Raw genomic sequence first — 23,795 nt, 5'->3', positions numbered from 1 at the left:
CGTTCTTCTAGTCCAGGGCTCGTTTCATGAAGCCGCGCAGACCGAGCCCGCCGAAGCCCGCGATCGCGACGACGAGCACGAGCAGCACGATCGGCAACGGGATGTGCGGCACGTTCGGCACCAGCTCCGCGCGCATGCCCTCGCTCACGTACGTCAACGGGTTGAGCGCGCAGATCACCTTGAACCACAGCAGATCGTCGCTCAGCGACCGCCACGGGAACTGCGAGGAACCCGTGAACAGCAACGGCGTCAGGATCACCGCGAACATGACGTTGACCCGGCGTGCGGGCACCGACGTGCCGATGACCAGACCGACCGCGCCACCGGCCAGACAACCCAGGATGATCACGACGAGTGCGCCGGGAATCCCCGACCAGGCCCAGGAAACGTCGAGCATCACGAACCCGACCGGCACCATCAGAACGGCCGCGAAGAACCCGCGGATCGCGCCGAACACGATCTTCTCCACGGCCACGAGCGGGATTGAGATCGGCGCGAGGAGCCGGTCCTCGATCTCCCGCGTCCAGGAGAAGTCCAGCACCAGCGGCAGCGTGGTGTTCTGCAACGCGCCCAGGAAACCGTTCATCGCGATGATGCCGGGCAGCAGCACCTGGGCGAAGTCGTTCTGGACGTACCCGATGTCCCCCAGGACCTTCGCGAAGATGAACAGGATGAAGAACGGCTGGATGATCACCTGCGCGAGGAAGCTCGGCAGCTCGCGGCCCGTGACGAAGACGTCGCGCCACAGGATCGCCTGGAACGTCCTGATCTGGCTCACCGCAGCTCCCTGCCGGTCAGGTGGATGAAGACGTCTTCGAGGCTGGGCTTGCCGATCGCGACGTCGCTGACGACGACGTCGAGGTCCCGCAGCACGTTCAGCACCGCGGGCAACGTGATCGCGGTGTCGACGTCGGTGTAGACGCGGAACATGTTGTTCACTTCCTCGACCCGCTGCACACCGTCCACTTCGGACAACGCCTTGGTGGTCTTCGCGGGCTCGTGGCCGTTGGGGCTCACCGTGACGCTGACGGTGTTGCTGCCGGGCAGGCTCCTGGTGAGCTCTTCCGGTGTGTCGAGCGTGAGCAGCTTGCCGTGGTCGACGATGCCGACGCGGTCGCAGAGCTTGGCGGCCTCGTCCATGTCGTGCGTGGTGAGCACGACCGTGACGCCCTCCGCGTGCAGTGCGGCGACGCGTTCGTGGACGAAGAGCCTGGCCTGCGGGTCGAGTCCGGTGCTCGGTTCGTCGAGGAACAGCACCTTGGGCCGGTGCATCAGCGCGCGGGCGATCATCAGCCGTTGCGCCTGACCGCCGGACAACGTGTCCACGAGCGCGTTCTGGTGGTCCTTGAGACCCATCCGCTCGAGGATGTCGTCGGCGAGCTCCTGGCGTTCCCGCGGCCCGATGCCGTGGTAGGCCGCGTGGAACAGCAGGTTCTGCCGCGCGTTGAGCGAGCGGTCGAGGTTGTTGCGCTGCGGCACGACGGCGAGCAACTGCCGTGCGCGCTTGGAGTCCGCGACCACGTCGACGCCCTCGACGAACGCCTGCCCCGCGGTGGGGCGGACGCGCGTGGTGAGCACGCCGACGGTGGTCGTCTTGCCGGCCCCGTTGGGACCGAGCAGACCGAAGACCTCACCGCGGCGGACGGTGAAGCTCAGCCCGTCCACCGCAGGTTTTTGTCCTGTTCTATAGACTTTGCGGAGGTCTCTTACCTCGACCGCTTCGTCCATTCTCACCATCCCCCTGGCAAAGGCCTGCCTTCCGCGAACCCAGCCGCCGACTGGATGCCGAGAACAGCCCTGGAGTGGAATTCCTCCAACGAGGTCGCGCCGGCATACGTGCAGGCCGAGCGGACGCCGGAGGTTATCGCGTCCAGCAGATCCTCCACGCTCGGACGCACCGGGTCCAAGCGCATTTTCGACGTGGAGATGCCCTCTTCGAACAGCCCCTTCTTGGCCCGGTCGAACGCGTTGTCACTGCGCGTCCGCGCGGTCACGGCACGCTTCGACGCCATTCCGAAGGATTCTTTGTAGAGGTTTCCCCGCTCGTCGCGCTGCAGGTCACCGGGCGACTCGTAGGTGCCGGCGAACCAGCTGCCGACCATGACGCTGCTGGCCCCGGCCGCGAGCGCCAACGCGACGTCCCGCGGATGCCGCACACCGCCGTCGGCCCAGACGTGCTTGCCGAGCTTCCGCGCCTCGGCCGCGCACTCCGCGACCGCGCTGAACTGAGGCCGCCCCACACCCGTCATCATCCGCGTGGTGCACATCGCGCCCGGCCCGACACCGACCTTGATGATGTCCGCGCCGGCCTCGACCAGATCCCGCACACCTTCGGCCGTGACGACGTTGCCCGCCGCGACCGGCACGCCGGGGTTGGCGTCCTTCACGGCCCGGAGCGCGGTGAGCATCTTCTCCTGGTGCCCGTGCGCGGTGTCCACGACGAGAACGTCCACACCGGCCTTGACCAGCGCCTCGGCCTTGGCCCGCACATCGCCGTTGACCCCGACCGCGGCCGCGATCCGCAGCTTGCCGGCGTCGTCGGTGGCGGGCCGGTAGACCTCCGCCCGCAACGCCGTCAGCTCGGTCAGCACACCGCTGAGCCGCTGCTCGTCGTCGATGCCGAGCGCGATCTTGTACGCACTGTGGTGCAGCTGGTCGAAGACGTCCTGCGGCTTCGTGGCGAGCGGCAGCTTCAGCACGTCGGTGTTCATCACGTCCCCGAGGCGCGCGAACCGGTCGACGCCCGTGAGCGCAGCCTCGTCGACGACCCCGATGGGCCTGTTGCCGTCATCCACGACGATCACTGCGCCGTGCGCCCGCTTGTGCAGCAGGTTCCACGCGTCCGCCACCGCATCGCCCGTGGTGAGCGTCAGCGGCGTGTCCCAGACGGGATGCCGCTCCTTGACCCACGCGATGATCTCCGCCACCGCCTCGGTGGGCACGTCCTGCGGGATGACGACGAGCCCGCCGCGCCGAGCGATGGTCTCGGCCATGCGCCGCCCGGCGACAGCCGTCATGTTCGCGACGACGATCGGGATCGTGGCCCCGGTGCCGTCCGAAGTGGAGAGGTCGACGCCGAACCGCGACTCCACGGCACTGCGGCCGGGAACGAGGAACACGTCGTCGTAGGTCAGGTCGTAAGAGGGTCGATGCCCTTCGATGAACCGCACGTGCTTCCACGATACCCGGTGCGTCTCACTTGGGCATGCGACCTCGGCCTTGCTCGCTCGTCTCCCCGGCGGTCAGTCGGAGCTGGACCACCACGACACGTCCGGACCGTCCGGCGTGAGGACCGGCAGCCACGCCTCGTCGAACTGGTCGATCCTGCTCTCGTCGAGGACCAGCGGCACGGGCTCGGCGAGTTGCCACGGTGGCGCAGGATCGTCGTCCACAGCGTAGTCGAAGACGCGCACGAGGTAGCCCTGCACCCCGTCCCGGACTCGTAGTCGCCGTCCGAGCCCGCCCCCCGCGCTTCCTCACCTTGCGGAACGAAGGGAAAGCCGTTTGAGTTCCCGGCTGTCCACAGCTTAGCCAGCACGGTGTTTCCGCAGGTCGAACGACCACGACCTGTGGACAACTCGAGATCATGGTTTCCAGACGTAGCCCGTGGTCGTGGTGACCGGCACGAACCCGAGCCGCTCCAGGATCGGCCGACTGTCCTCGGACGCGTCGACCTGGAGGTACTTGATGCCGCGCTGCACGGCCATTCGCGCACGATGGGCGACGAGCGCGCGGTAGATGCCCTTGCCGCGCCACTCGCGGAGTGTGCCGCCGCCCCACAGGCCGGCGAACTCCGTGCCGGGCACGATCTCGATGCGCGAGGACGAGACGACCTGACCATCGGCTTCCGCGATCACCGCGACGACGTTCGGGTCGTCCTTCTTCTCGATCAGGCGGTCGACGAGCCAGTCGTGCTTCCTGCCGAACACCTTGGTGGCCGTGGCGGCGAGGCGGTGCACGTCGGCCTCGTCCGCGACCTCCCGCAAGACGATGCCGTCGAGCTCGACCGGCGTGGTCATCTCCTCGGCGAGGCCGATGAGCACGGTTTCCCGGCCATCGGACTCGAAGCCGGCTGCGAGCAGGCGTTCGGGCAGGTCAGCAGGGGTGTCGTGACCCCACGTCTTCCACTCGACGCCCTGGCCACGCTCGGCGAAGAAGTCGCGTTGGCGGGCGATGAGCTCGTCGAGCCCGGCACCGCTGACGCCCAGGTCGGGCGGGCCCCCGACGAAGCCGCTGCGGCGCGGCCAGCTCACGCGGAAGACAGGACCGTCGCGGTGGACGGTGGCACCTGGGTCCAGGACCGTCCACTCGGCGGGGCGGGACTGGTCGTCGAACGCGCGGAGCAGCGCGGCAGCATCGGTCACTGGCCCGACGCTATTGCCGGGTGTCGGTGGGCCGCACGCGATTTTCCGCGTTGGCGCGCCGCCTCCACCACGGGCGGTGCGGCTATTCGTCGGTCGGCACGCGACGCGGTAGCGGGATCGGCGACCGGCACGGGCCACAACGCATCCGCTGACCACTCAGGTGGGTTCGCCGGCCAGCGCGACCCACGCGATCGCGATCAAGGCCGCGCCCGCGACCACACGAAGCAACCCGGCAGCACCACACAGGTTTCCGGCACTGGCGTGCCACCACCCGCGGGCACCGCCACCCGTCAGTCGGCACGCGTCACGGCAGCGGAATCGACGACCGGCACGGGCCGCAACGGATTCGCTGACACGCCGTCGGCCGCACGTTCCGCACCTGACGCACCCAGGCAGGACTGGCCACCGCAACGGTGGCGCCTCTGGCCGGTCAGCTCTCGGGATTCACTTGTGCCGCAGGAAGAAGTGCCCTCACCTCCTCGATCGTTGTGGCCTCCGACGGATCCTTGTCCGGGCGGTAGCGCACGACACGGGCGAACCGCAGCGCTACGCCGCCGGGATAGCGCGGCGAGACCTGGACGCCGTCGAGTTCGATCTCGATCACCAGTTCCGGGCGGACCTTGACCACCCAGTCGTTCTGCTCGGTGGCGATCTCCTGCAACGCCGTGGTCTGCCACTTGAGCAGCTCGTCGGTGAGGCCCTTGAAGGTCTTGCCGACCATCACCGGCGGGCCGCCGTCCGGGTCGCGGGCGCCGAGGTGCAGGTTCGACAGCCAGCCGCGGCGGCGGCCGCTGCCCCACTCGACGCCGAGCACCACCAGGTCGAGCGTGTGCACAGGCTTCACCTTCTGCCAGGCCCTGCCGCGTCTGCCCGCCGCGTAGGGCGAGGCCAGGGACTTCACCATCACGCCCTCGTGGCCTGCGGACAGCGCCGCCGTGACCACCTCCGCGGCCTCCTCCGGTGACGGGTCCAGCACACCGGGGATGACGTGTTCGCCCGCCGCCTGCCGCAGTGCGGCGAGGCGGTCGCGCAACGGTTCGTCGAGCAGGTCCTTGCCGTCGAGGTGCAGGCAGTCGAAGAAGTACGGGTGCAGCAGGAGCTCGCGCTCGTCCTGCGCTCCGAAACGGCTCATCGTCTCCTGGAACGGGCGCGGTCTCCCCTCGTCGGTCAGCGCCAGGGTCTCGCCGTCGAGCACCACCGACGCGCACGGCAGCCCGCGCACGAGCTCGACCAGCTCGGACACCGTCTTGGTGATCTCGCGCAACGTGCGGGTGTAGACGTGGACCTCGTCGCCGGAGCGGTGGACCTGGATGCGCGCGCCGTCGAGCTTGTGTTCGACCACGCAGCTGCCGAGCTCGTCCAGCGCCTCGTCCAGCGACTCGGCGGGCGAGGCCAGCATGGGGCGCAGCGGCCGGCCGACCTCCAGCCGGAACGCCTCCAGCGCCGCCGCACCGCCGTCGAGCGCGGCCACGGCCGTCTCAGGTAAGCGGCCCGACAGCATGAACGCCCGCCGCACCACCTCCCCCGGCACGTCCGCGGCCGAGGCGATCGCGTCCAGCATCACCCCTTCGAGTGCACCTTGGCGCAGTTCGCCCGTGAGCAGCCTGCGTAAGAAGTCCTGCTCTGCCTCCGTGGCACGGCCGAACAGCGCCACCAACAGGTCGACCCGGCGCTGCGCCGAGCCCTTGCCGGACGTGGTCGCCACCTCGGCGAGCGCGGCGTCGACCTCCTCGACCGTGAGCCCGGCCGCGACGGCCGGAGGCACGGACAGGTCGAACACCGTGCGCCAGCCCGCGCCGATGCGACCCTGCTGCGGCGTGCCTATGAGGAAGGACACCACCGCGATCACGACGTCGGCCGACGCCGAGCGCAGCAACGCCGACAACGCCTTGACCTTGGCAAGGCGCGACCGGGTCGCCGCCACGGCGGCCGACGTGTCGACTACTTCGGAGAGGAGCACGGGTCTCATGGTGCACCCGAGCACTGACAATTTCTCGAGGCTCGGGTTAGGCTGACCGCGACGACCGTTCTACCTGGGGGTTTGCCGGACCATGCGTGCTTTCAAGATCGTTGCTGCCGCTCTGCTGTTCGCCGCCGTCGCGGCACTCGCGGGGCCCGGCACCAGCGACCGGGAGCACATCATGAGCGTCGACACGAGCTCCGCGCGCGAGCACATCCTCTAGGCCACGGCGACCTTCGCGATCTCCCTGACCGCCTCCCGCAGGCGGTCGGGCGTGAGCGACGCGTACCCCAGCACCAAACCGGGCCATGTTGGCGTGCGCGTGTACTGCGCCAACGCCCAGACGTGCACCCCACGCTCCTCAAGCCTGCTCTTCAGCGCGAGGTCGTCCGTCCCGTCAGGCATGCGCAACACCACGTGCAGACCGGCCGCAACGCCGATGGACTGCCATGCGGGCAGATGTTCCGCAACGGCTTCCAACAACGCGTCCCGCCTCTTCCGGTAGAGCGCGCGCGTACGGCGCAGATGCCGGTCATAGCCACCCGTCCGCAACATGTGCGCGAACGCGGCCTGAGGGATCGTGCCGGTCCCCATGTCGTTGTACTGCTTGCGTTTCACGATGCCCTCGCGCAGACGTTCGGGCACCACCAGCCATCCGAGCCTGAGCGCGGGCGCCAGAACTTTGCTCGTCGTGCCCTGGTACACCACGTGCTCTGGAGCCAGCGCCTGCAACGCTCCCAGGGCCGGCCTGTCGTAGCGGTGCTCGGCGTCGTAGTCGTCCTCGATGATCAACCCATCACGCTCGCGCGCCCACTCCACGAGCGCGCGCCGTCGTTCCGGGTGCAGCACGACGCCCAGCGGGAACTGGTGCGCCGCCGTCACGAGGACGGCGCGACAGTCCGTTTTGGACAGAAGATCGACGCGGATCCCCTTGTCGTCCACGGGAACCGGCACTGTGGTCAGCCCGTGCGACTGCAACATGTGCTCGCCGCCGAAGTGGCTCGGCTCCTCGATCGCGATGCTGCCGTTCAGGACCCGCGCGGTGAGCTGCAAGCCGTCCGCCGCGCCGTTGGTGATCACCGCGTCCCGTGCCACGACCGCGCGAACCCGCGCCAGGTAGTCGACGATCTCCTTGCGCAGTCCCACGAATCCGGCCGGATCGGGGTAGGCGAGGTCGTCGTCGGGCAGCTCGGCGAGCGCGGCGCGATGAGCCGCAACCCATTCGGCACGGGGAAACGCGCCCAGCGCGGGCAGTCCGGGCCGCAGGTTGAACCGCCACCGCTGCGGCGGCTCCGGCACACCGGACGCGCCGGCGGGCCCGAGACTCGCGACCGTCGTCCCCGAGCCGCGCCTGGTGGTGAGGTAGCCCTCCGCGACGAGCTGCGTGTACGCCGACGTCACCGTCCCGCGCGCGACGCCGAGCTGGGCGGCCAGATCACGGCTGGACGGCAGCCGCGTCCCCGGCACGAGCCGCCCGTCCCGGATGGCCCTGCGAAGTTCGACCTCCACCCCGCGACGCCGCTGGTGCCCCGGCAACAGCAGCTCGCGAAAAGTGGTCCAGTTCGTGCTCATTGAAGTGGAGCTTAAACCTGGACCAGTTCAGCGCAAGGCTTGGTGGCATGAAAATCGGGGTGGCCGCGGGAGCGACAGCGGCATCGATCGTCGGCGCGTCAGTTCCGGTCACGGGCATGCTGGAGGGCTACCCGGTCCTGACCGGCCAGGCCATGCGTTACGCGCTGGGCGCAGCCGTGTTGTTGCTGGTAGCGCGCCGCCTGCCCATGCCGTCGTGGCGCGACATCCCACCACTCCTGGGCGTGGTCGCGTCGGGCATGCTCGGCTTCAACGCTCTGCTCATCGCCGCTCAGCAGTACGCGGAACCGGGCTTCGTGGCCGCGGTCATGGGCGGCTCCCCCGTTGCTCTGGCTCTGCTGTCCCGCCAACGGACCGTGTCCGCCATTGTGGGCGCTGTGGTGGTGGCGGCGGGCATCGTGCTGTTGTCGGGCGGCGGTTCGTGGCACGGTCCAGGCCTCGTGCTCGCGTTGCTCACGATGGCCGGTGAGGTGTGCTTCACGCTGTTCGCCGTCGGAGTGGTGCGACGCCTCGGCGTGCTGGGCGTGGCCACGTGGACGTGCCTGCTGGCGACGGTGATCGGCGCGGTCGTCGGCACGTTCGTCGGCGGCTGGCAGGTGCCGAACACCAGGCAGACCTTCGCTCTCGTGCTGCTGGCCGTGGTGGTGACCGCGCTCGCGTTCGGGCTCTGGTACTTCGCCGTGAACCGGCTGGGCTCGGACCGCGCGGGCGTGCTCATCGGCCTGATGCCGGTGTCCGGGCTGGCGACGTCGGTGTTGCTGGGCCTGCAGGAACTCACGCTCGTGTCGGTCGTTGGCGTCACCACGGTCGCACTCGGGTGCGTCATCGGGCTCCGCAGGGGACCACACCACACACACGACGCCGGCCGGGTACCCCCAAAATCAACAATAGCGAGCGGGTCTGACACTCCGGCGGGAGTTGTTGTGCCGTAACGGCCGTCAGGCTCCCTGTCAGAGCTTGCCGCCCCGGAAGGACGCCATCGCGTCGGCGGCGTCCTTCAGCAGGGAGAGGCGTCCGGTCGCCTGACCGTCGAACGTCGTGAGCATGGTCAGCACGAACCAGGCGACTGCCGCGACGACGAACGCGCCGCCCATCGGGCCGCTCAGGTCGAGGCCGGCGACCTTTGCTCCGAACACGGCCGCCAGCGGGATGAGGCCCAGTACGAGGCCGCGGACGGCGTTGCCGAGCACGGCCAGGCGGCGTGGGCCTGGCGGCGCGGTGGGGAGTTCGTCGAGGCTGCCGCGCACGAGCACGTGGATCAGGTTGACGATCTCCGCCTGCAGGTCCGTCCGGGTTTCCCTGCGCGGCAGGACGATCCAGAGGTCGAACGAGCGCAGCCGCTGGGCGCACTGGCGGCATCTCGACCGCCAGGTGTGGCGGCTCAACGGGTTCGTGAGCTGGATCTGTTTCCAGAAGTGCGATTCGAGCACGACGGCCGCGTTGTCCAGCAGGCCCAGGAGACGGGACTGGTCATCGAGCGCACGGGGGTTGTTCAGCGCATGCGCCAGCGCGAAGAGCTCGGTCAGGAGCGCGAGCCGTGGTTGCGTGCGCAGGGCGGACCGGCGCCGCAGCCAGTTCGCCGGCCCCAGCGTCGGGGCCATGAGGCCGAACAGGGTCACCGGGACCAGGGCGAAGCCGGTCACCGCGATGCGCCACATCTCCGCCGCGATCGTGTCCAGCAAGGCGTCCGCCGGGCCCGCCGCCCGCCAGAGCAGGTAGAGGCCGCCGACCACGCCGGCTGTGCCGACCCCGTAGACGAACACCTGCAGACCAAGCGGCAGCCTTCTGAGGAAGGCGTTCAGCCCGTGGAGTGCCAGAACGCCCGTCAGCCAGCCGCCGACGTAGAACACCGCGGCGAGCCAGCCGGAAGAGGACCTGTTCGCGAGCAGAACGAACAGAAGAAGAAGCCCGCTGTAGAACAGAAAATTGATCAGTCTTTCCGTGGTGGCGTCGATCCGCCGTTTGCGTGCTTCACGACGCGCCCGCCAGCGGTAGGACTCCCGGTACGCGGCGGCGAGGTCCGGTGCGAGCTCGTCGTCCGCGACCGCGTGCAGCACGGCCTCGCGGTCGCGCAACGCGGTGCGGACGACGTCCCGCACACGGGAACCGGCGCCGAGGTCTGGAAGTCCCACGGCCGGAGGTTCGCGGCCGAACGCTCAGGCGTTACCGATCACCCGAGATCGGGGCCCTGCGAACGCAGGTCGTCGACCCGAGACATCGCGTCGCGCAGCTCACCGAGCCACGAGTCGGCGTGCTCCCCGACCAGCCGCACGGCCCACGCCAGGGCGTCCGCGCGGGAGCGGGCCACGCCTGCGGCCACCAGGGTGTCGAGCACCTGGCGTTCCGGCTGGCGCAGGCGCGTCATCACCGGCACGGCCAGGTGCGTGAACAGCTCTCGGGTGCCGCCCAGGGAGGCCCCCCAGGCGACCTTGCGGCCGTAGCGGTGCTCTGCCTGGCGGGCGATCTCGATGCGCTCGTCGCGCGTCTCCTCGCGCCACCGGGAGATGCGGCCCGACTCGGCCGCGGCGCGGGAGGCGTCGTCGAACTCGCCTTCCAGTGGCGTCAGCGTGCCGATGACCGTGATCTCCTCGCGGTCCACGATCACCTCGGGCGCGCCCGTGAACCAGCCGTCGGGCAGCCTGCCCGTGAACCAGGCCGCCGCGTCGTCGGCCGACGGCAGGTCAGCCTGCTGCCAGCCGCCTCTTCCTCGCCATCCTCGTCCCATGTCACTCACTCCTGATTACATGATTACGTCGTTACCGACGTTACGCCTGCAATCAGCTACCGAGTGTTCGCCGTCAGCGAAGTGACCAGCGCATCCACCGACACAACAGGCCTGTCGCACACGTAGCCGCGGCACACGTAGGCGGCGGGTGCCTCATCCACCAACGGGCGATCTTCCAGCAACGGCGCGGACGCGGGCTCTCCTGCCACGACGACGCCGCCTCCTGGCACATGCGCGACCGCCGCCGCCCACAGCGACGCACGGCGCGGGTCGTCGCCCGCGCCGACTACGGCCACCTGCAACGGGCCCGCGACCAGGGTTTCGGCGACGGTCAGCCAGTGGCCGGCGAAACGAGGTGCCCGTGCGGCCAGCAGACCGGCGCGGGTCACGGCCGCCGAAGCAGCCTCGAAATACCGTGAAGAACGATCAACGCCGGACAGCAGAGAAGCCGTCAGCAAAGCCGCGGCCAGGGAAGACGCACCCGACGGCGACGCGTTGTCGGTGGAGTCGGCGGGGCGGCGCACCAACGTCTCCGCGTCGTCGGCGGTGTCGTAGTAGGCGCCGGGCGAGTCCGGTACGGCGAAACGAGAGAGAGCGGTGTCCAACAGGCCGCACGCCAGGTCGAGCCAGCGGATCGAGCCCGTCACCTGGTGCAGCGCCAGCAGGCCGTCGGCCACGCAGCCGTAGTCCTCCAGCACGCCGAACGACGGACCCGCGACACCGTCACGAGACGTGCGCAGCAGCCTGCCCTCCACCAGATGCACCGAGGCCAGCAACGTCGCCGCCTCCGAGGCAGCCGTGATCCAAGCGGGCTCACCGAAGAACGCGCCCGCTTCGGCCAGCGCCGCGATAGCCATGCCGTTCCACGCGGCGACCACCTTGTCGTCACGGCCTGGCTGCGGGCGCGCGGCACGAACAGCCAGCAACGCCGACCGCACGTCCTCCCCCGGCTCCGACACGAACCGCAAGGTCGACTTGCCGTCCTCGAAGTTCGGCTCGGAGGTCACCCCGAACGCAGCGGCAGCATCCCCGAGCTCATCGAACGACCACACGTAGGTCAGACCCTCGACGCCCTGAGTGTCCGCGTCCAACGACGCCGCGAACCCGCCCTCCGCCGTCCTCAGATCACGCAGCAAGAACCCAGCCGTGTCCCGCGCGACCCGTTCATAGCGCTCAGAACCGGTCACGCGCGTCAGACGCGTGTAGAAGCGAAGCAGCAAAGCGTTGTCGTACAACATCTTCTCGAAGTGCGGCACCACCCACGACGCGTCGACGCTGTACCGCGCGAAACCACCGCTGAGCTGGTCGTACATGCCGCCGTTCGCCATCGCGTCGGCCGTCGCGGTCGCCATCGAGATCGCCTCGACCGAACCCGTGCGTTCGTGGTGGCGCAGCAGGAACTCGACCACCATCGACGGCGGGAACTTCGGTGCGCCACCGAATCCTCCGTTGCGGCGGTCGAACTCGCCGAGCAACGACACGACCGCGCCGGACAACGCCTCTTCATCCACAGTGGATGGAGGCAGCGGCGCGGTGTGCCGGGAAATCTCCTCCACCACAGCGGAAGCCGACTCCAGGATCTCGCCAGGGCGCTCGGCCCACGTCGCCGTCACGGCCTCGACGAGCTGGGTGAACGACGGCATGCCCGGCCGCGGCGACGGCGGGTAGTAGGTGCCCGCGTGGAACGGCCGCGCGTCCGGCGTCAGGAACACCGTCATCGGCCATCCGCCCTGGCCAGTCATGGCCTGCGTGACCTCCATGTACACCGCGTCGACGTCCGGACGTTCCTCGCGATCCACCTTCACGGACACGAAGTGCTCGTTCACGAACGCGGCGACAGCAGGATCTTCGAACGACTCGTGCGCCATCACGTGACACCAGTGGCAGGCCGCGTAGCCGACGGACAGCAGCACCGGGACGTTGCGCCGTCGTGCCTCCGCGAACGCCTCCTCGCCCCACGGCCACCAGTCGACCGGGTTCTCAGCGTGCTGCAGCAGGTACGGGCTGGTCGCGTCCGCGAGTCGGTTCGCCATGCCTCCACCCTAAATCGCCTGCGGAAACAACGACTCTCGATCAGACTCGACCTCGTGTTGCTCACCATGACCACGACCCACCAGCCGGCGACCGATCTCGGTCACCTGCTGCACAAGCACCCGGACCGGGCTCAGTCCTTCACGACGAGCTCGGGTGTCGCGCACGTCTTCTACCCGAAGGCGACGAACGAGGAATGCACGGTCGCCCTCCTGCTGGAGGTCGACCCGATCGCGCTGGTGCGAGGTCCTGGCAGCACGCTCACCCAATACGTCAACGACCGCCCGTACGCGGCGGGGTCGTTGCTCACGGTCGCGCTCGGCAGTGTGTTCCGCACGGCGATGAACGGCCGCAGCGAGAGCTACCCCGAGCTGGCGAACACGCCGATTCCGCTGGTCATCCGCATTCCCGCGCTGCCGCACCGGCTCGCGGACCGGCTGTTCACGCCGCTCGGCTGGACGGTCGAGATCACCGAACACGGCGAGCGCCACGGCGACGTCACGCTCACCGGCACCGTCCGGCTGAGCGACGCCCTGAAGCACCTCTACGTGCTGCTGCCCGTGCTCGACGGCGGCAAGCACTACTGGGTCGCCGCCGACGAGGTCGACAAGCTGCTCAAGGCAGGTGACGGCTGGCTTTCCCAGCACCCGGACAAGGAGCTGATCACCACCAGGTACCTGGCGCGCAAGCGTCCGTTGATCACCTCCGCGCTGGAACGTCTCGCGGACGTCGACGAGGTCGAGCCGGAGGAGCTCGACAACGCGCTCACCGAACCGAAGATCTCTCTTGCCGCACAGCGCAAGGAGGCGGTGATCAAGGCGCTCAAGCAGGCAGGGGCCCAGCGCGTGCTCGATCTCGGCTGCGGCGGCGGCGCGTTGCTGCGCGAGCTCGTCAAGGACCCCGGGTTCACCGAGATCCACGGTGTCGACGTGTCCGCGAAGGCGTTGCAGGAGGCCGCGCGCAAGCTGCACCTCGACCGCCTGGACGACCGCCGGCGCGAGCGGATCACGTTGCGGCAGTCGGCTTTGACGTACGCGGACACCGCGCTCGCCGGGTACGACGCGGCGGTGCTGATGGAGGTCGTCGAGCACGTCGACCCGTCGCGCCTGCCCGCGCTGGAACACTCGGTGTTCACCGTCGCACGGCCGCGCACGGTCCTCGTGACCACGCCGAACGTCGAGTACAACCCGCTGTTCGAAACGCTGCCGGAAGGCCAGCTGCGGCACTCCGACCACCGTTTCGAATGGACTCGCGCCGAGTTCCAGGAGTGGGCGGACGGCGTCGCGGAACGCCGCAACTACACCGTGAGTTACGTGCCGATCGGACCGGAGGACGCCGACCGCGGTGCGCCGACCCAGATGGCCGTGTTCACCTCGAAGGGAGGAAAGAACTGATGGAGCTGAAGATCCCCGACCTGTGCCTGGTGGTGCTCGTCGGCGCGTCCGGTTCGGGCAAGTCCACGTTCGCTCGCAGGCACTTCCTCCCCACGCAGGTGCTGTCGAGCGACTACTTCCGCGGGCTCGTGTCCGACGACGAGAACGACCAGTCGGCGTCCGCAGCCGCGTTCGACGTGCTCCACTACGTGGCGGGAAAGCGGCTGGAGGCCGGCAAGGTCACCGTCGTCGACGCCACCAACGTGCAGGCGCCCGACCGCGCCAAGCTGATCGAGGTCGCGAAGAAGGCCAACGTGCTGCCGGTCGCGATCGTGCTCGACACGCCGACCGACGTGTGCCTGAAGCGCAACGCGCAGCGGCCGGACCGCGACTTCGGCGCGCACGTCGTGAAGCGGCACCGCTCGGCGCTGCAGCGGTCGTTGAAGTACCTGGGCAAGGAGGGGTTCAAGCGCGTCCACGTGTTGCGCTCGGAGTCCGATGTGGACAGCGCGACCATCGTGTACGAGCGGCTGCTCAACGACTTGCGGCACGAGACCGGCCCGTTCGACGTGATCGGTGACGTGCACGGCTGCCGCGCCGAGCTGGAGGAGCTGCTGACCGACCTGGGCTACCAGGTCCAGCGCGACGACGAGGGCCGTGCGGTCGACGCGATCCCGCCGGGCAGCCGCAAGGCGGTCTTCGTCGGCGACCTCGTCGACCGCGGCCCGGACACGCCTGGCGTGCTGCGCCTGGTCATGGGAATGGTCGGCAACGGCCACGCCCTGAGCGTGCGCGGAAACCACGAGGAGAAGCTCGTGCGCGCGTTGCGCGGCCACAAGGTGACGGTCCAGCACGGGCTGGAGAAGTCGCTGGAGCAGCTCGCGCACGAGTCGGAGGAGTTCCGCCGTGCTGCCACGAAGTTCTGCGACGGCCTGGTGGCGCACTACGTGCTCGATGGCGGCAACCTCGTCGTCGCGCACGCCGGTCTGCCTGAGCGCTACCACGGCCGTGCGTCGGCCAAGGTGCGCAGCTTCGCTCTGTACGGCGACACGACCGGCGAGACCGACGAGTACGGCATGCCGGTGCGCCTGCCGTGGGCGAACGACTACCGCGGCAACGCGATGGTGCTGTACGGACACGTCCTGGTGCCCGAGGCCGAGTGGATCAACAACACCATGTGCCTCGAGACCGGTGTGGTGTTCGGCGGGAAGCTGACCGCGTTGCGCTACCCGGAGAAGGAGCTCGTCTCCGTCAAGGCGCACGAGGTCTGGTACGCCAACGACCGCCCGCTGGAGACCCTGGTCGTCCAGCGCGAGCCGGACGTCCTGGCGTTGAGCGACGTCACGGGCCTGCGCCGGATCGAGACGTCGCTGCTCGGTGCCGTCACGATCCGCGCGGAGCAGTCCGCCTCGGCGTTGGAGGTCATGAGCCGGTTCGCGATCAACCCGCACGACCTGCTGTACCTGCCGCCGACGATGGCACCGACGGCGACCTCGCAGCGCGACGACGTGCTGGAGCACCCGGACGAGGCCTTCGCCGAGTACCGGGCGGCCGGTGTCGCCCAGGTGATCTGCGAAGAGAAGCACATGGGTTCCCGCGCGGTGTTGTTGGTGCGCAAGGAAGGTGGCGCGATCTACACGCGCACCGGCCGTGCGTTCTTCGACGGCGCGCTGGGCGACGAACTGCTCGACCGCGTGCGCGGGGCGGCGAAGCCGTTGTTCGACGAGTTCTCGACGGACTGGCTGCTGATCGACGCCGAGCTGATGCCGTGGAACGCCAAGGCGTCCGGGTTGATCCGCGAGCAGTACGCGGCAGTCGGTGCGGCGGCGGGCGGAGCGCTTCCGGTGGCGGTCGAAGCACTGGAAGCGGCGAAGGCACGGGGCATCGACGTCACGGACCTGCTGGCGCGCACGGCTCAGCGCTCGGCCAACGCCGCGGCCTACCGCGCGGCGTACGAGCGGTACTGCTGGCCGACCGACGGGCTGGAGGGCGTGCGGATCGCGCCGTTCCAGCTCCTGGCAGTCGAGGGACGGACGTTCCACGACCGTTCGCACCTGTGGCACCTGGAGACGTTGAGCCGGCTCGAAGGTCCGTTGTTCCAGCAGACCAGGCACCTCGTGGTCGACACCGCGGATCCGGCCGCCGGCGTGCGGTGGTGGGAGGAACTGACCGAGGCGGGAGGTGAGGGGATGGTCGTGAAGCCGCTCGCGAACCTCGGCGGACGGGTGCAGCCGGGCGTGAAGGTGCGCGGGCGCGAGTACCTGCGGATCATCTACGGCCCCGACTACACGTCGCCGGAGAACCTCTCGCGGCTGCGCAAGCGTTCTCTCGGCCGCAAGCGCGGGCTCGCCCTGCGCGAGTACGCCCTGGGCATCGAGGCACTCGAACGCGTAGCGCGCGGCGAACCGTTGTGGCGCGTGCACGAGTGCGTTTTCGGTGTGTTGGCGTTGGAATCGGAACCGGTGGACCCACGACTGTGATCCTCGAAGCGATCATCGGGTCGCACGCCTACGGGCTCGCGACTCAGGACTCCGATGTGGATAGACGCGGTGTGTTCGTCGCGCCCACGGAGGCGTTCTGGCGCCTGGAGAAGCCCCCGACGAGCGTCGAGGGCCCAGGGCCGGAACGGCTCAGCTGGGAGGTCGAGCACTTCTGCAGGCTGGGGCTGAAGTCGAACCCGACGGTGCTCGAAACGCTGGTGAGCCCGCTGGTGGAGATCAGCACGCCTCTCGGAGAGGAACTGCGGGACCTGCTGCCCGCGTTCCTCTCCCGGTACGCGGTGCGGGCGTTCACGCGCGCGACGGAGATGCAGCTGTCGCGCGCGGGACGCAACCTCAAGCCGAAGCAGCTCATGCACGTCGTGCGGCTGCGGTTGGTGGGCCTGCACCTGCTGCGCACCGGCAGGTACGAGATCACGGCCGACCGCGCGCTGCTGAAGATCCGCGACGGCTCGATGCCGTGGGACGACGCCGTGGCGTGGGCGCACCGGCTCGGGGACGAACTGGCGCACGCCGACGGCCCTCTTCCCGAGGAACCGGACCGGGCACGTGTGGAGGACTGGCTGATTTCGGTGCGCAGGAGGTCGTTGTGAGTTACGAGGTTCCCGACCTGAGCGCGGTCGTGGCCGAGCAGTCCCACGGGCTGCTCTTCGCGACCGTGTCCGGCGCGCACCTGTACGGGTTCCCGTCGCGCGACTCGGATGTCGACCTGCGCGGCGTGCACGTCCTGCCGCCGGAGGAGGTGGTCGGCCTGCGCCGCGGACCCGAGACCAAGGAACGGATGTGGGTGCGCGACGGCGTCGAGATCGACCTCGTGACCCACGACGTGCAGAAGTTCTGCAAGCTCCTCACCCGCCCCAACGGCTACGTGCTCGAACAGCTGCTGTCACCGCTCGTGGTGCACACCACCGAGGGGCACCGGAAGCTGGCGGAGCTCGCCGCCGGATGCCTCACCAACCGGCACGGGCACCACTACCGCGGATTCGCCGTCACCCAGTGGCGGCTGTTCGAGCGGACCGGCGAGATCAAGCCGCTGCTCTACACGTTCCGCGCGCTGCTGACCGGCGTGCACCTGCTGCGCACCGGCGAGGTGAACGCGCACCTGCCGACGTTGCTGGAAAAGCTCGACGGGCCGGACTACCTGCCCGCGCTCATCGAGGCGAAGGTCCTCGGCGAGCACCGGGGGCTCGCCGGCGTGCCGCACCGGCCCGCTCCCGAACGGCTGGAGGCCGACCTCGCGCACTGGCAGGAGGAGCTGCGGGCCGCGCGGGAGACCAGCGACCTGCCCGAACACCCGCCCGCCTTCGAGGCGGTGCACGAGTTCGTGGTCGCGACGCGGCTGAGCTAGTCCTTCTTCTTCTCCTCCGCGGCCTCGTCCGCGGTCGGCGCGGGCTCGTCGAACGACGCCGGCACCCGCTTGAGGTGCTTGTTCATCGACTTGACCAGGAAGAAGACGGCGATGAAGAAGAGGATCAGCAGGACGAGGCCGACCGGGGAGGACTTGCCGAAGTCCTCGCCCTGGCCGCCCTTGTCGTTGTTCGTGTTCGACGGCTGCACGGCGACGAACGCCACCGTGCTTCCGAGGTCGAATTCTGGGGAGAGCACCCCTAGACCTTAACTCCGGCGAACAGGTCGTTCTCCGGCAGCGTCGAGTCCACCTGCGACCGCACGAGCTCGTACTCCTCGGTCGGCCAGACTTCGCGCTGCAGGTCCTGCGGGATGGCGAACCAGCGGCTGGTCGGGTCGATCTGGGTGGCGTGCGCCTTGAGCGCCTCGTCCCGGATCTCGAAGTAGTCGGCGCACTCGACCTGCGTGGTGACGCGGTCCATCACGTCCGGCCGGTTCGCGTCCCAGTTCGCCAGCCACTCGGTGTACGGCGACTCCATCCCACGAGCCTCCATCGCCTCGTGGAACGCCATCAGCTTCGCGCGGGAGAAACCGTGCGAGTAGTAGACCTTCTGCGTCTCCCACGCCCCGCCCAGTGAGGGCTGGAACTCGGGGTCGGCAGCGGCGTCCAGCGCGGCCATCGAGATCTCGTGCGTGCGGATGTGGTCCGGGTGCGGGTAGCCGCCGTTCTCGTCGTAGGTCACGACGACGTGCGGGCGGAACTCGCGGATGACCTGCACCAGCGACGGCACCGACTCCTCCAGCGGCACCAGGGCGAAGCAGCCCTCGGGCAGCGGCGGCTTCGGGTCGCCCTCCGGCAGGCCGGAGTCCTTGAAGCCGAGCCAGCGGTGCTGGATGCCGAGGATCTTGGCCGCGGTGGCCATCTCCTCCCGGCGGATCTCGACCATGTTCTCGAGCACGTCCGGCCTGTCCATCGCCGGGTTCAGAATGCTGCCCGCACCACCGTCGGTACAGGTCACGACCATCACGTCGTGCCCTTCCGCGATGTAGCGGGCCATCGTGGCCGCGCCCTTGCTCGACTCGTCGTCGGGATGTGCGTGCACTGCCATGAGGCGCAGCTTGTCGGCCATGACCCCCGTGGTCCTCCTGTGTGAACGGTCCTGCGACACTCAACAACTGAACGCAGGTCACCATTGTTCCCCAGAGGTTGAGGAGGGCGCGGGATAGTGGCACAGCGCGCGCTCCCCGAGGGGCGGTACAGCAGGCAGACCCGCAGGCCACTGGGCAGGTGGGCCCGCTGGGCGTTACTCGCTGTAGCCGTGGCCGCAGGTGCTCTGATCGCCTTCGTCGGTTACCGAAATCTCGGCACAAAGCCGATCGAGGCGAAGCAGACCGCGTTCATCATCCTCGGCGACGACAGCGTGAAGGTCAGTTTCGAGGTTTCCCGAGATCAACCGGACCGTGCGGCGGTCTGCATCATTCGGGCCCGATCCAAGGACGGGGACGAGACGGGCAGACGCGAAGTTCTGGTTCCGCCGGGGAATTCCGTCGTCGTCGAGACAACAGTTCTCCGCACCTCGAAGCCGCCGGTCACCGGCGAGGTGTTCGGGTGCTCCTACCAGGTTCCCGCCTACTTGTCCACGAGCTAGCGGCCAAGCGGGTGATCTGCGGTTTAAACGGCGATCTGGGGAACAAATCGCCGTCGCTGAACGTTGTCTTCGTGTTACTATTGCCGCTCAAGCACGGCCCCGGCGCGGGCCGTGTTTTTCCGTTCCGGGCCCCCGGCCCGGGAACTATCTGGGGCACACGTGTGCACCAGAGCAAGACGAGGAGTTGGTGACCGTGAGCGACACCCAGGTGACCTGGCTGACCCAGGAGGCCTACGACCGGCTCAAGGCTGAGCTGGACGAACTCATCGCGTACCGCCCGGTCATGGCTGCAGAGATCAACGCCCGCCGCGAGGAGGGCGACCTCCGCGAGAACGGTGGCTACCACGCGGCTCGCGAGGAGCAGGGCAAGCAGGAGGCGCGGATCCGCCAGCTGCACGAGCTGCTCCAGGCCGCGAAGGTCGGCGAGGCCCCCACCACCAAGGGTGTTGCGGCTCCGGGAACGGTGCTCACGATCCGCTACGAGGGCGACGACGAGACCGAGACCTTCCTGCTAGCGACCCGTGAGGAGGGCGCGCACGGCGAGATGGAGGTCTACTCCCCGTCCTCGCCGCTCGGCAAGGCCCTGAACGGCGCGAAGGACGGCGAGACCGTCGAGTACGAGCTGCCCAACGGCAAGCTCCAGAAGGTCACGCTGATCGAGGCGCTGCCGTACGCCGGGTAGTTCCCAGACGTTGCGAAGGGGCGGTCACCCGCGTGGTGATCGCCCCTTCACGCGTTCCAGGAGCGGCCGCACACGTGGAGGCACCGGCGTGGACAGGGCGATCGACGTCGAGAGCCGGCGCACGTGCGGCACGTCGACGATGTGGTCGACCACGCGCTGCAGGTCCGCGTTCGACCTCGCGACCATTCTCACGAACAGGTCGCCCTGGCCGGTCGTGGCGTGCACCTCGCACACCTCGGGGATCGCGGCCAGGCCCTCGCACACCTCGGCCCGCCTGCCCTGCGCGATCTCGACGACCGCGAACGCCGTCAGCCCGTAGCCCATCGCGCCGAAGTCCAGCGCCGGCGGGAACCCGGTGAGCACGCCGCGTTCGACGAGACGGTCCAGCCGCGCCTGCACCGTTCCGCGTGCGACGCCGAGCCGACGGGAGCATTCGAGGACGCCGAGACGTGGCTCGTCGGTGAGGAGCAACAGCAACCTGGCGTCCAGTTCGTCCACCGGCTGGTCAGAGTGCTCACTCTGCTGATCTGAAGGCACAGATCACTATACAAACTGCTCAACGAAATCGCTGACTGTTGCTCACCCTGTCGGGTCGACTCATGCTGAGAAGCATGACGCAGCAGCTTGACGACGTGAGCTACGACCAGCTCCGGCAGCTCGTGGGCTTGGTCGACTACGACGCGACCAAGGACCCCTTCCCCGTGCGCGCCATGGATGCCGTGGTGTTCGTCGCGGGCAACGCGACCCAGACCGCCTGGCTCTACCAGGTGGCGTTCGGCATGGAGCTCGTGGCCTACGCGGGCCCCGAGACCGGCCAGCGCTCCCACAAGTCGTTCGTGCTGAAGTCGGGCTCGGCCCGCTTCGTGATCCACGGCGGCGTGCAGCCCGGCTCGCCGCTGCTCGACCACCACCGCAAGCACGGCGACGGCGTGGTCGACCTGGCGCTCGAGGTCGGCGACGTCGACCAGTGCATCAAGCACGCGCGCGAGCAGGGCGCGACGGTGCTGGAAGAGCCGCACGACGTGTCCGACGAGCACGGCACCGTGCGTCTCGCGGCCATCGCGACCTACGGCGAGACCCGCCACACGCTGGTGGACCGCTCCAAGTACAACGGCCCCTACCTGCCCGGTTACGTGGCGCGGACGTCGTCGGTCAAGCGTCCGGAAGGCGCTCCGAAGCGCCTGTTCCAGGCCGTCGACCACTGCGTCGGCAACGTCGAGCTCGGCAAGATGGACTACTGGGTCGAGTGGTACAACCGCGTCATGGGCTTCGTGAACATGGCGGAGTTCATCGGCGACGACATCGCCACCGACTACTCGGCGCTGATGTCCAAGGTCGTCTCCAACGGCAACCACCGCGTCAAGTTCCCGCTCAACGAGCCGGCGATCGCGAAGAAGAAGTCGCAGATCGACGAGTACCTCGAGTTCTACGAGGGCGCGGGCGTGCAGCACATCGCGCTGGCGACCAACGACATCATCAAGACCGTCTCGGCGATGCGCGACGCGGGTGTCGAGTTCCTCGAGACGCCGGACTCCTACTACGACGACCCGGAGCTGCGCGCCCGGATCGGCGAGGTCCGCGTGCCGATCGAGGTGCTCAAGGAGCACCGCATCCTGGTCGACCGCGACGAGGACGGCTACCTGCTGCAGATCTTCACCAAGCCGATCGGCGACCGTCCGACGGTCTTCTACGAACTGATCGAGCGGCACGGTTCGCTCGGCTTCGGCAAGGGCAACTTCAAGGCCCTCTTCGAGGCGATCGAGCGAGAGCAGGAGCGCCGCGGCAACCTCTGATGGCGTTCCCCCGGTAAGGTGCTTTACGGGGGATACACATCGTGGGGAGGTGGCATGGCACTCGTAAGACGCGTGGCCGCGGTGATTCCGCTGGTCGGAGCCGTGACCACGGCTGCGGCTCTGACCGGCGCGGCGTTCTTGACCGTGGCTCACGCGGGCTGCGACGAAGCCGGCCGCTTCGTCCGCACCGGCGAGTCGATCGAGTTCGTCGGCGGCTGTGTCAACGGCGCCGATCTACCGTCGGCTCCGACGGCCGAGGCCGAGAACGTCGACAGGTTCGGCGGCTCCAAGAAGCCCTAGGTCAGATCGATGAAGGGCTCCTTCATTGAACCGCTCCCCGGAAGTTGGACTGGGAATCCAGTTCCGGCTCTCCGGGGAGTGGTGGGGTGCATCCAGGTAGTTCGTTGTCTGAGCGGGAGCGGGCATCCGCTGTCGTGTTGTTCGAGAACGGGTATGGCGCGAAGGCTGTGGCGACCCGGTTGGGTGTGTCGCCGACGGCGGTGCGACGCTTGCGTGATCGTTGGATGCTGCGGAGCGCGGGAGCGCTGATGAGGAAGCCGGGCAAGCCGTCGTTCACGTTCGAGTTCAAGCTCGAGGTCGTGCGCCGGTATGTCAGTGGTGAGGCGACGGCGCTCGAGCTGGCGCGCGAGCACGGTCTGTCCTCGCCCAAGCTGGTCGATACCTGGGTTCGGGCGTATCGCAGTGAGGGCGAGGAAGCGTTGCGGCCCAAGCGGAAGGGCCGTCCTGCCGGTGGTGCGTCCGCGCCTGCCGACAGTGAGCTGGAACGGTTGCGGGCGGAGAACCTGCTGCTGTCCGCGGAAGTCGCCTACCTGAAAAAATTGCGGGCCTTGAGGGAACAGGGGCGAGGGTGAAAACCCAGATCATCGCCGCCCTCAAGGCTGAGTTTCCGCTGTCGGTGCTGCTGGCGGTCGCCGGCCTGACCCGCTCGACGTTCTTCTACCACCAGGCCCGCCTGGACCGGCCCGATCCGCATGCCGAGCTCAAGGCGGCGATCACGGAGGCGTTCGAGCAGGCCAAGGGCCGCTACGGGCACCGGCGGATCCACACGGTGCTGACCCGCCAAGGCTGGCAGGTGGCCAAGAAGACCGTGCTTACGCTGATGAACACGCTGGGTCTGGTCTGCATAGTGCGGCGGCCCCGGCGGTACCGGTCCTGGCTCGGGCAGCCCGGCACGGTCGCCGAGAACGTGCTCAACCGCGAGTTCGGCGCCGAGGCTCCGGACACGAAGTGGGTCACCGACGTGACCGAGTTCCGGATCGGGGACCGCAAGGTCTACCTGTCACCCGTGATCGACCTGTTCGACCGGTCCGTCATCGCCTACTCCTGCGGACCCTCGCCGACGCTGGAGCTGACGAACTCCTCGCTGCGCGAGGCGATCGCCACCCTGCCCGCCGGGGCCGCGCCGCTGGTGCACTCCGACCAGGGCTTCCAGTACCAGCACGCCTCCTGGCGTGCCCTGCTGGCCGACGCGTGCCTGACCCAGTCGATGTCACGGCGCGCCAACTGTCTCGACAACTCGATCGCCGAGAACTTCTTCGGCCATCTGAAGGAAGAACTGTTCCACCACACCAGGTTCGACACCGTCGAGGAGTTCACCGTGGCTCTGCACGAGTACATCGACTGGTACAACACCACCCGTATCTCGACCACGCTCAAGGGCCTGAGCCCGGTCGAGTACCGAGCCCAGGCCCTCGCGGCCTAACCTTTACTTAGCCAGTCCAACTTCCGGGGACCAGTTCACATCCACCTCACGTGGATGAAG

Annotated in this window: 25 protein-coding genes and 1 pseudogene; 13 read left to right on the top strand and 13 right to left on the bottom strand. The window is 68.7% G+C overall.

Translation table 11 applies throughout. The annotated features are described in order from the left end of the window. Window positions 1–7: 7 nt before the first annotated feature. The 6 genes from AOM45_RS26900 to AOM45_RS26875 all read right to left on the bottom strand — a co-directional run bounded on the left by AOM45_RS26900 (window position 8) and on the right by AOM45_RS26875 (window position 6,324). Window positions 8–778, bottom strand: coding sequence for an ABC transporter permease (locus tag AOM45_RS26900; protein ID WP_030472906.1), 771 nt, complete (start codon window positions 776–778; stop codon window positions 8–10). After that, entirely contained in the window at window positions 775–1,728 is a 954-nt protein-coding gene (locus AOM45_RS26895) for an ABC transporter ATP-binding protein (RefSeq protein WP_030472905.1), read from the bottom strand. Before AOM45_RS26895 ends, AOM45_RS26900 begins: the two co-directional genes overlap by 4 nt. A 2-nt stretch (window positions 1,729–1,730) precedes the next feature. Further along, window positions 1,731–3,170 carry a GuaB1 family IMP dehydrogenase-related protein gene (locus AOM45_RS26890; RefSeq protein WP_030472904.1) on the bottom strand — a complete coding sequence of 480 codons (1,440 nt, stop codon included), beginning with the start codon at window positions 3,168–3,170 and terminating at the stop codon, window positions 1,731–1,733. A 72-nt stretch (window positions 3,171–3,242) separates the two neighbouring features. Beyond that, window positions 3,243–3,428, bottom strand: coding sequence for a DUF6210 family protein (locus AOM45_RS26885; RefSeq protein ID WP_030472903.1), 186 nt, complete (start codon window positions 3,426–3,428; stop codon window positions 3,243–3,245). Window positions 3,429–3,584: 156 nt separating this feature from the next. Continuing rightward, window positions 3,585–4,364, bottom strand: coding sequence for a GNAT family N-acetyltransferase (locus AOM45_RS26880; RefSeq protein WP_030472902.1), 780 nt, complete (start codon window positions 4,362–4,364; stop codon window positions 3,585–3,587). Window positions 4,365–4,794: 430 nt separating this feature from the next. Continuing rightward, window positions 4,795–6,324: an ATP-dependent DNA ligase gene (locus tag AOM45_RS26875; protein WP_030472901.1), complete on the bottom strand. Its 1,530-nt coding sequence runs from the start codon at window positions 6,322–6,324 to the stop codon at window positions 4,795–4,797. A gap of 91 nt (window positions 6,325–6,415) precedes the next feature. Here AOM45_RS26875 and AOM45_RS53565 point away from each other — a divergent pair, with 91 nt between their 5' ends. Then, window positions 6,416–6,547 (top strand): hypothetical protein, encoded by a 132-nt coding sequence (locus AOM45_RS53565; protein WP_269083664.1) that lies wholly within the window; start codon window positions 6,416–6,418, stop codon window positions 6,545–6,547. Here AOM45_RS53565 and pdxR read toward each other — a convergent pair. Next, window positions 6,544–7,896 carry a MocR-like pyridoxine biosynthesis transcription factor PdxR gene (gene pdxR, locus AOM45_RS26870; protein ID WP_030472900.1) on the bottom strand — a complete coding sequence of 451 codons (1,353 nt, stop codon included), beginning with the start codon at window positions 7,894–7,896 and terminating at the stop codon, window positions 6,544–6,546. The two genes, AOM45_RS53565 and pdxR, sit on opposite strands and share 4 nt — an antisense overlap. A 47-nt stretch (window positions 7,897–7,943) precedes the next feature. Here pdxR and AOM45_RS26865 point away from each other — a divergent pair, with 47 nt between their 5' ends. Then, the gene (locus tag AOM45_RS26865; protein ID WP_081902716.1) at window positions 7,944–8,846 is read left to right on the top strand and encodes a DMT family transporter; all 903 of its coding nucleotides are present in this window, start codon (window positions 7,944–7,946) and stop codon (window positions 8,844–8,846) included. Window positions 8,847–8,864: 18 nt separating this feature from the next. Here AOM45_RS26865 and AOM45_RS26860 read toward each other — a convergent pair whose 3' ends face one another. From AOM45_RS26860 to AOM45_RS26850, 3 genes are read right to left on the bottom strand one after another with little or no spacing between them, the layout of a single operon-like run. Next, on the bottom strand, window positions 8,865–10,046 hold the full coding sequence (locus tag AOM45_RS26860) for a hypothetical protein (protein ID WP_156094373.1): 1,182 nt from the start codon (window positions 10,044–10,046) through the stop codon (window positions 8,865–8,867). Window positions 10,047–10,084: 38 nt separating this feature from the next. Then, window positions 10,085–10,639, bottom strand: a complete 555-nt coding sequence (abmR, locus tag AOM45_RS26855) for an ATP-binding transcription factor AbmR (RefSeq protein ID WP_030472897.1) — start codon at window positions 10,637–10,639, stop codon at window positions 10,085–10,087. A 56-nt stretch (window positions 10,640–10,695) separates the two neighbouring features. After that, entirely contained in the window at window positions 10,696–12,672 is a 1,977-nt protein-coding gene (locus AOM45_RS26850; protein ID WP_030472896.1) for a thioredoxin domain-containing protein, read from the bottom strand. Window positions 12,673–12,726: 54 nt separating this feature from the next. On the opposite strand from AOM45_RS26850, the gene AOM45_RS26845 reads away from it, so the two are divergent. From AOM45_RS26845 to AOM45_RS26830, 4 genes are read left to right on the top strand one after another with little or no spacing between them, the layout of a single operon-like run. Next, window positions 12,727–14,064 (top strand): 3' terminal RNA ribose 2'-O-methyltransferase Hen1, encoded by a 1,338-nt coding sequence (locus AOM45_RS26845; RefSeq protein WP_030472895.1) that lies wholly within the window; start codon window positions 12,727–12,729, stop codon window positions 14,062–14,064. Beyond that, entirely contained in the window at window positions 14,064–16,523 is a 2,460-nt protein-coding gene (locus tag AOM45_RS26840) for a polynucleotide kinase-phosphatase (RefSeq protein ID WP_030472894.1), read from the top strand. The genes AOM45_RS26845 and AOM45_RS26840 overlap by 1 nt, the downstream gene beginning before the upstream one ends. Continuing rightward, window positions 16,520–17,134, top strand: coding sequence for a nucleotidyltransferase domain-containing protein (locus tag AOM45_RS26835; protein ID WP_030472893.1), 615 nt, complete (start codon window positions 16,520–16,522; stop codon window positions 17,132–17,134). Before AOM45_RS26840 ends, AOM45_RS26835 begins: the two co-directional genes overlap by 4 nt. Then, window positions 17,131–17,889 (top strand): nucleotidyltransferase domain-containing protein, encoded by a 759-nt coding sequence (locus AOM45_RS26830; protein WP_030472892.1) that lies wholly within the window; start codon window positions 17,131–17,133, stop codon window positions 17,887–17,889. Before AOM45_RS26835 ends, AOM45_RS26830 begins: the two co-directional genes overlap by 4 nt. On the opposite strand, the gene AOM45_RS26825 is transcribed toward AOM45_RS26830, so the two are convergent. Beyond that, window positions 17,886–18,113 carry a hypothetical protein gene (locus AOM45_RS26825; RefSeq protein WP_051784650.1) on the bottom strand — a complete coding sequence of 76 codons (228 nt, stop codon included), beginning with the start codon at window positions 18,111–18,113 and terminating at the stop codon, window positions 17,886–17,888. The two genes, AOM45_RS26830 and AOM45_RS26825, sit on opposite strands and share 4 nt — an antisense overlap. Before the next feature lie 35 nt (window positions 18,114–18,148). After that, window positions 18,149–19,018, bottom strand: a complete 870-nt coding sequence (gene mca, locus AOM45_RS26820) for a mycothiol conjugate amidase Mca (RefSeq protein ID WP_030472890.1) — start codon at window positions 19,016–19,018, stop codon at window positions 18,149–18,151. Between the two features lie 96 nt (window positions 19,019–19,114). Here mca and AOM45_RS26815 point away from each other — a divergent pair, with 96 nt between their 5' ends. Then, on the top strand, window positions 19,115–19,537 hold the full coding sequence (locus AOM45_RS26815; RefSeq protein ID WP_030472889.1) for a DUF4307 domain-containing protein: 423 nt from the start codon (window positions 19,115–19,117) through the stop codon (window positions 19,535–19,537). Between the two features lie 184 nt (window positions 19,538–19,721). Beyond that, on the top strand, window positions 19,722–20,219 hold the full coding sequence (gene greA, locus AOM45_RS26810) for a transcription elongation factor GreA (protein WP_156094372.1): 498 nt from the start codon (window positions 19,722–19,724) through the stop codon (window positions 20,217–20,219). A gap of 24 nt (window positions 20,220–20,243) precedes the next feature. Here the strand turns inward: greA and AOM45_RS26805 are convergent, their stop codons facing one another. Beyond that, a complete protein-coding gene (locus AOM45_RS26805) occupies window positions 20,244–20,717 on the bottom strand; it encodes an Lrp/AsnC family transcriptional regulator (RefSeq protein WP_030472887.1) in 474 nt (157 codons plus the stop codon). Between the two features lie 113 nt (window positions 20,718–20,830). On the opposite strand from AOM45_RS26805, the gene hppD reads away from it, so the two are divergent. The 5 genes and pseudogenes from hppD (at window position 20,831) to AOM45_RS51120 (ending at window position 23,735) form a co-directional block, all read left to right on the top strand. Then, window positions 20,831–22,012, top strand: a complete 1,182-nt coding sequence (gene hppD / locus AOM45_RS26800; protein WP_030472886.1) for a 4-hydroxyphenylpyruvate dioxygenase — start codon at window positions 20,831–20,833, stop codon at window positions 22,010–22,012. Window positions 22,013–22,066: 54 nt separating this feature from the next. Next, a complete protein-coding gene (locus AOM45_RS26795) occupies window positions 22,067–22,312 on the top strand; it encodes a hypothetical protein (RefSeq protein ID WP_051784627.1) in 246 nt (81 codons plus the stop codon). A gap of 86 nt (window positions 22,313–22,398) precedes the next feature. Continuing rightward, a pseudogene (locus tag AOM45_RS53850) lies at window positions 22,399–22,527 on the top strand (helix-turn-helix domain-containing protein); the annotation flags it as partial. A 33-nt stretch (window positions 22,528–22,560) separates the two neighbouring features. Further along, a complete protein-coding gene (locus tag AOM45_RS53045) occupies window positions 22,561–22,884 on the top strand; it encodes a helix-turn-helix domain-containing protein (protein WP_236703837.1) in 324 nt (107 codons plus the stop codon). Continuing rightward, window positions 22,881–23,735, top strand: a complete 855-nt coding sequence (locus AOM45_RS51120; RefSeq protein ID WP_030474319.1) for an IS3 family transposase — start codon at window positions 22,881–22,883, stop codon at window positions 23,733–23,735. Before AOM45_RS53045 ends, AOM45_RS51120 begins: the two co-directional genes overlap by 4 nt. Window positions 23,736–23,795 lie beyond the last annotated feature (60 nt).

The organism is Lentzea aerocolonigenes (genome assembly GCF_000974445.1).
Lineage (GTDB): Bacteria > Actinomycetota > Actinomycetes > Mycobacteriales > Pseudonocardiaceae > Lentzea > Lentzea aerocolonigenes.
The sequence above is the reverse complement of the archived record's forward strand: the minus strand, read 5'-3'. Positions and strand labels throughout refer to the sequence as shown.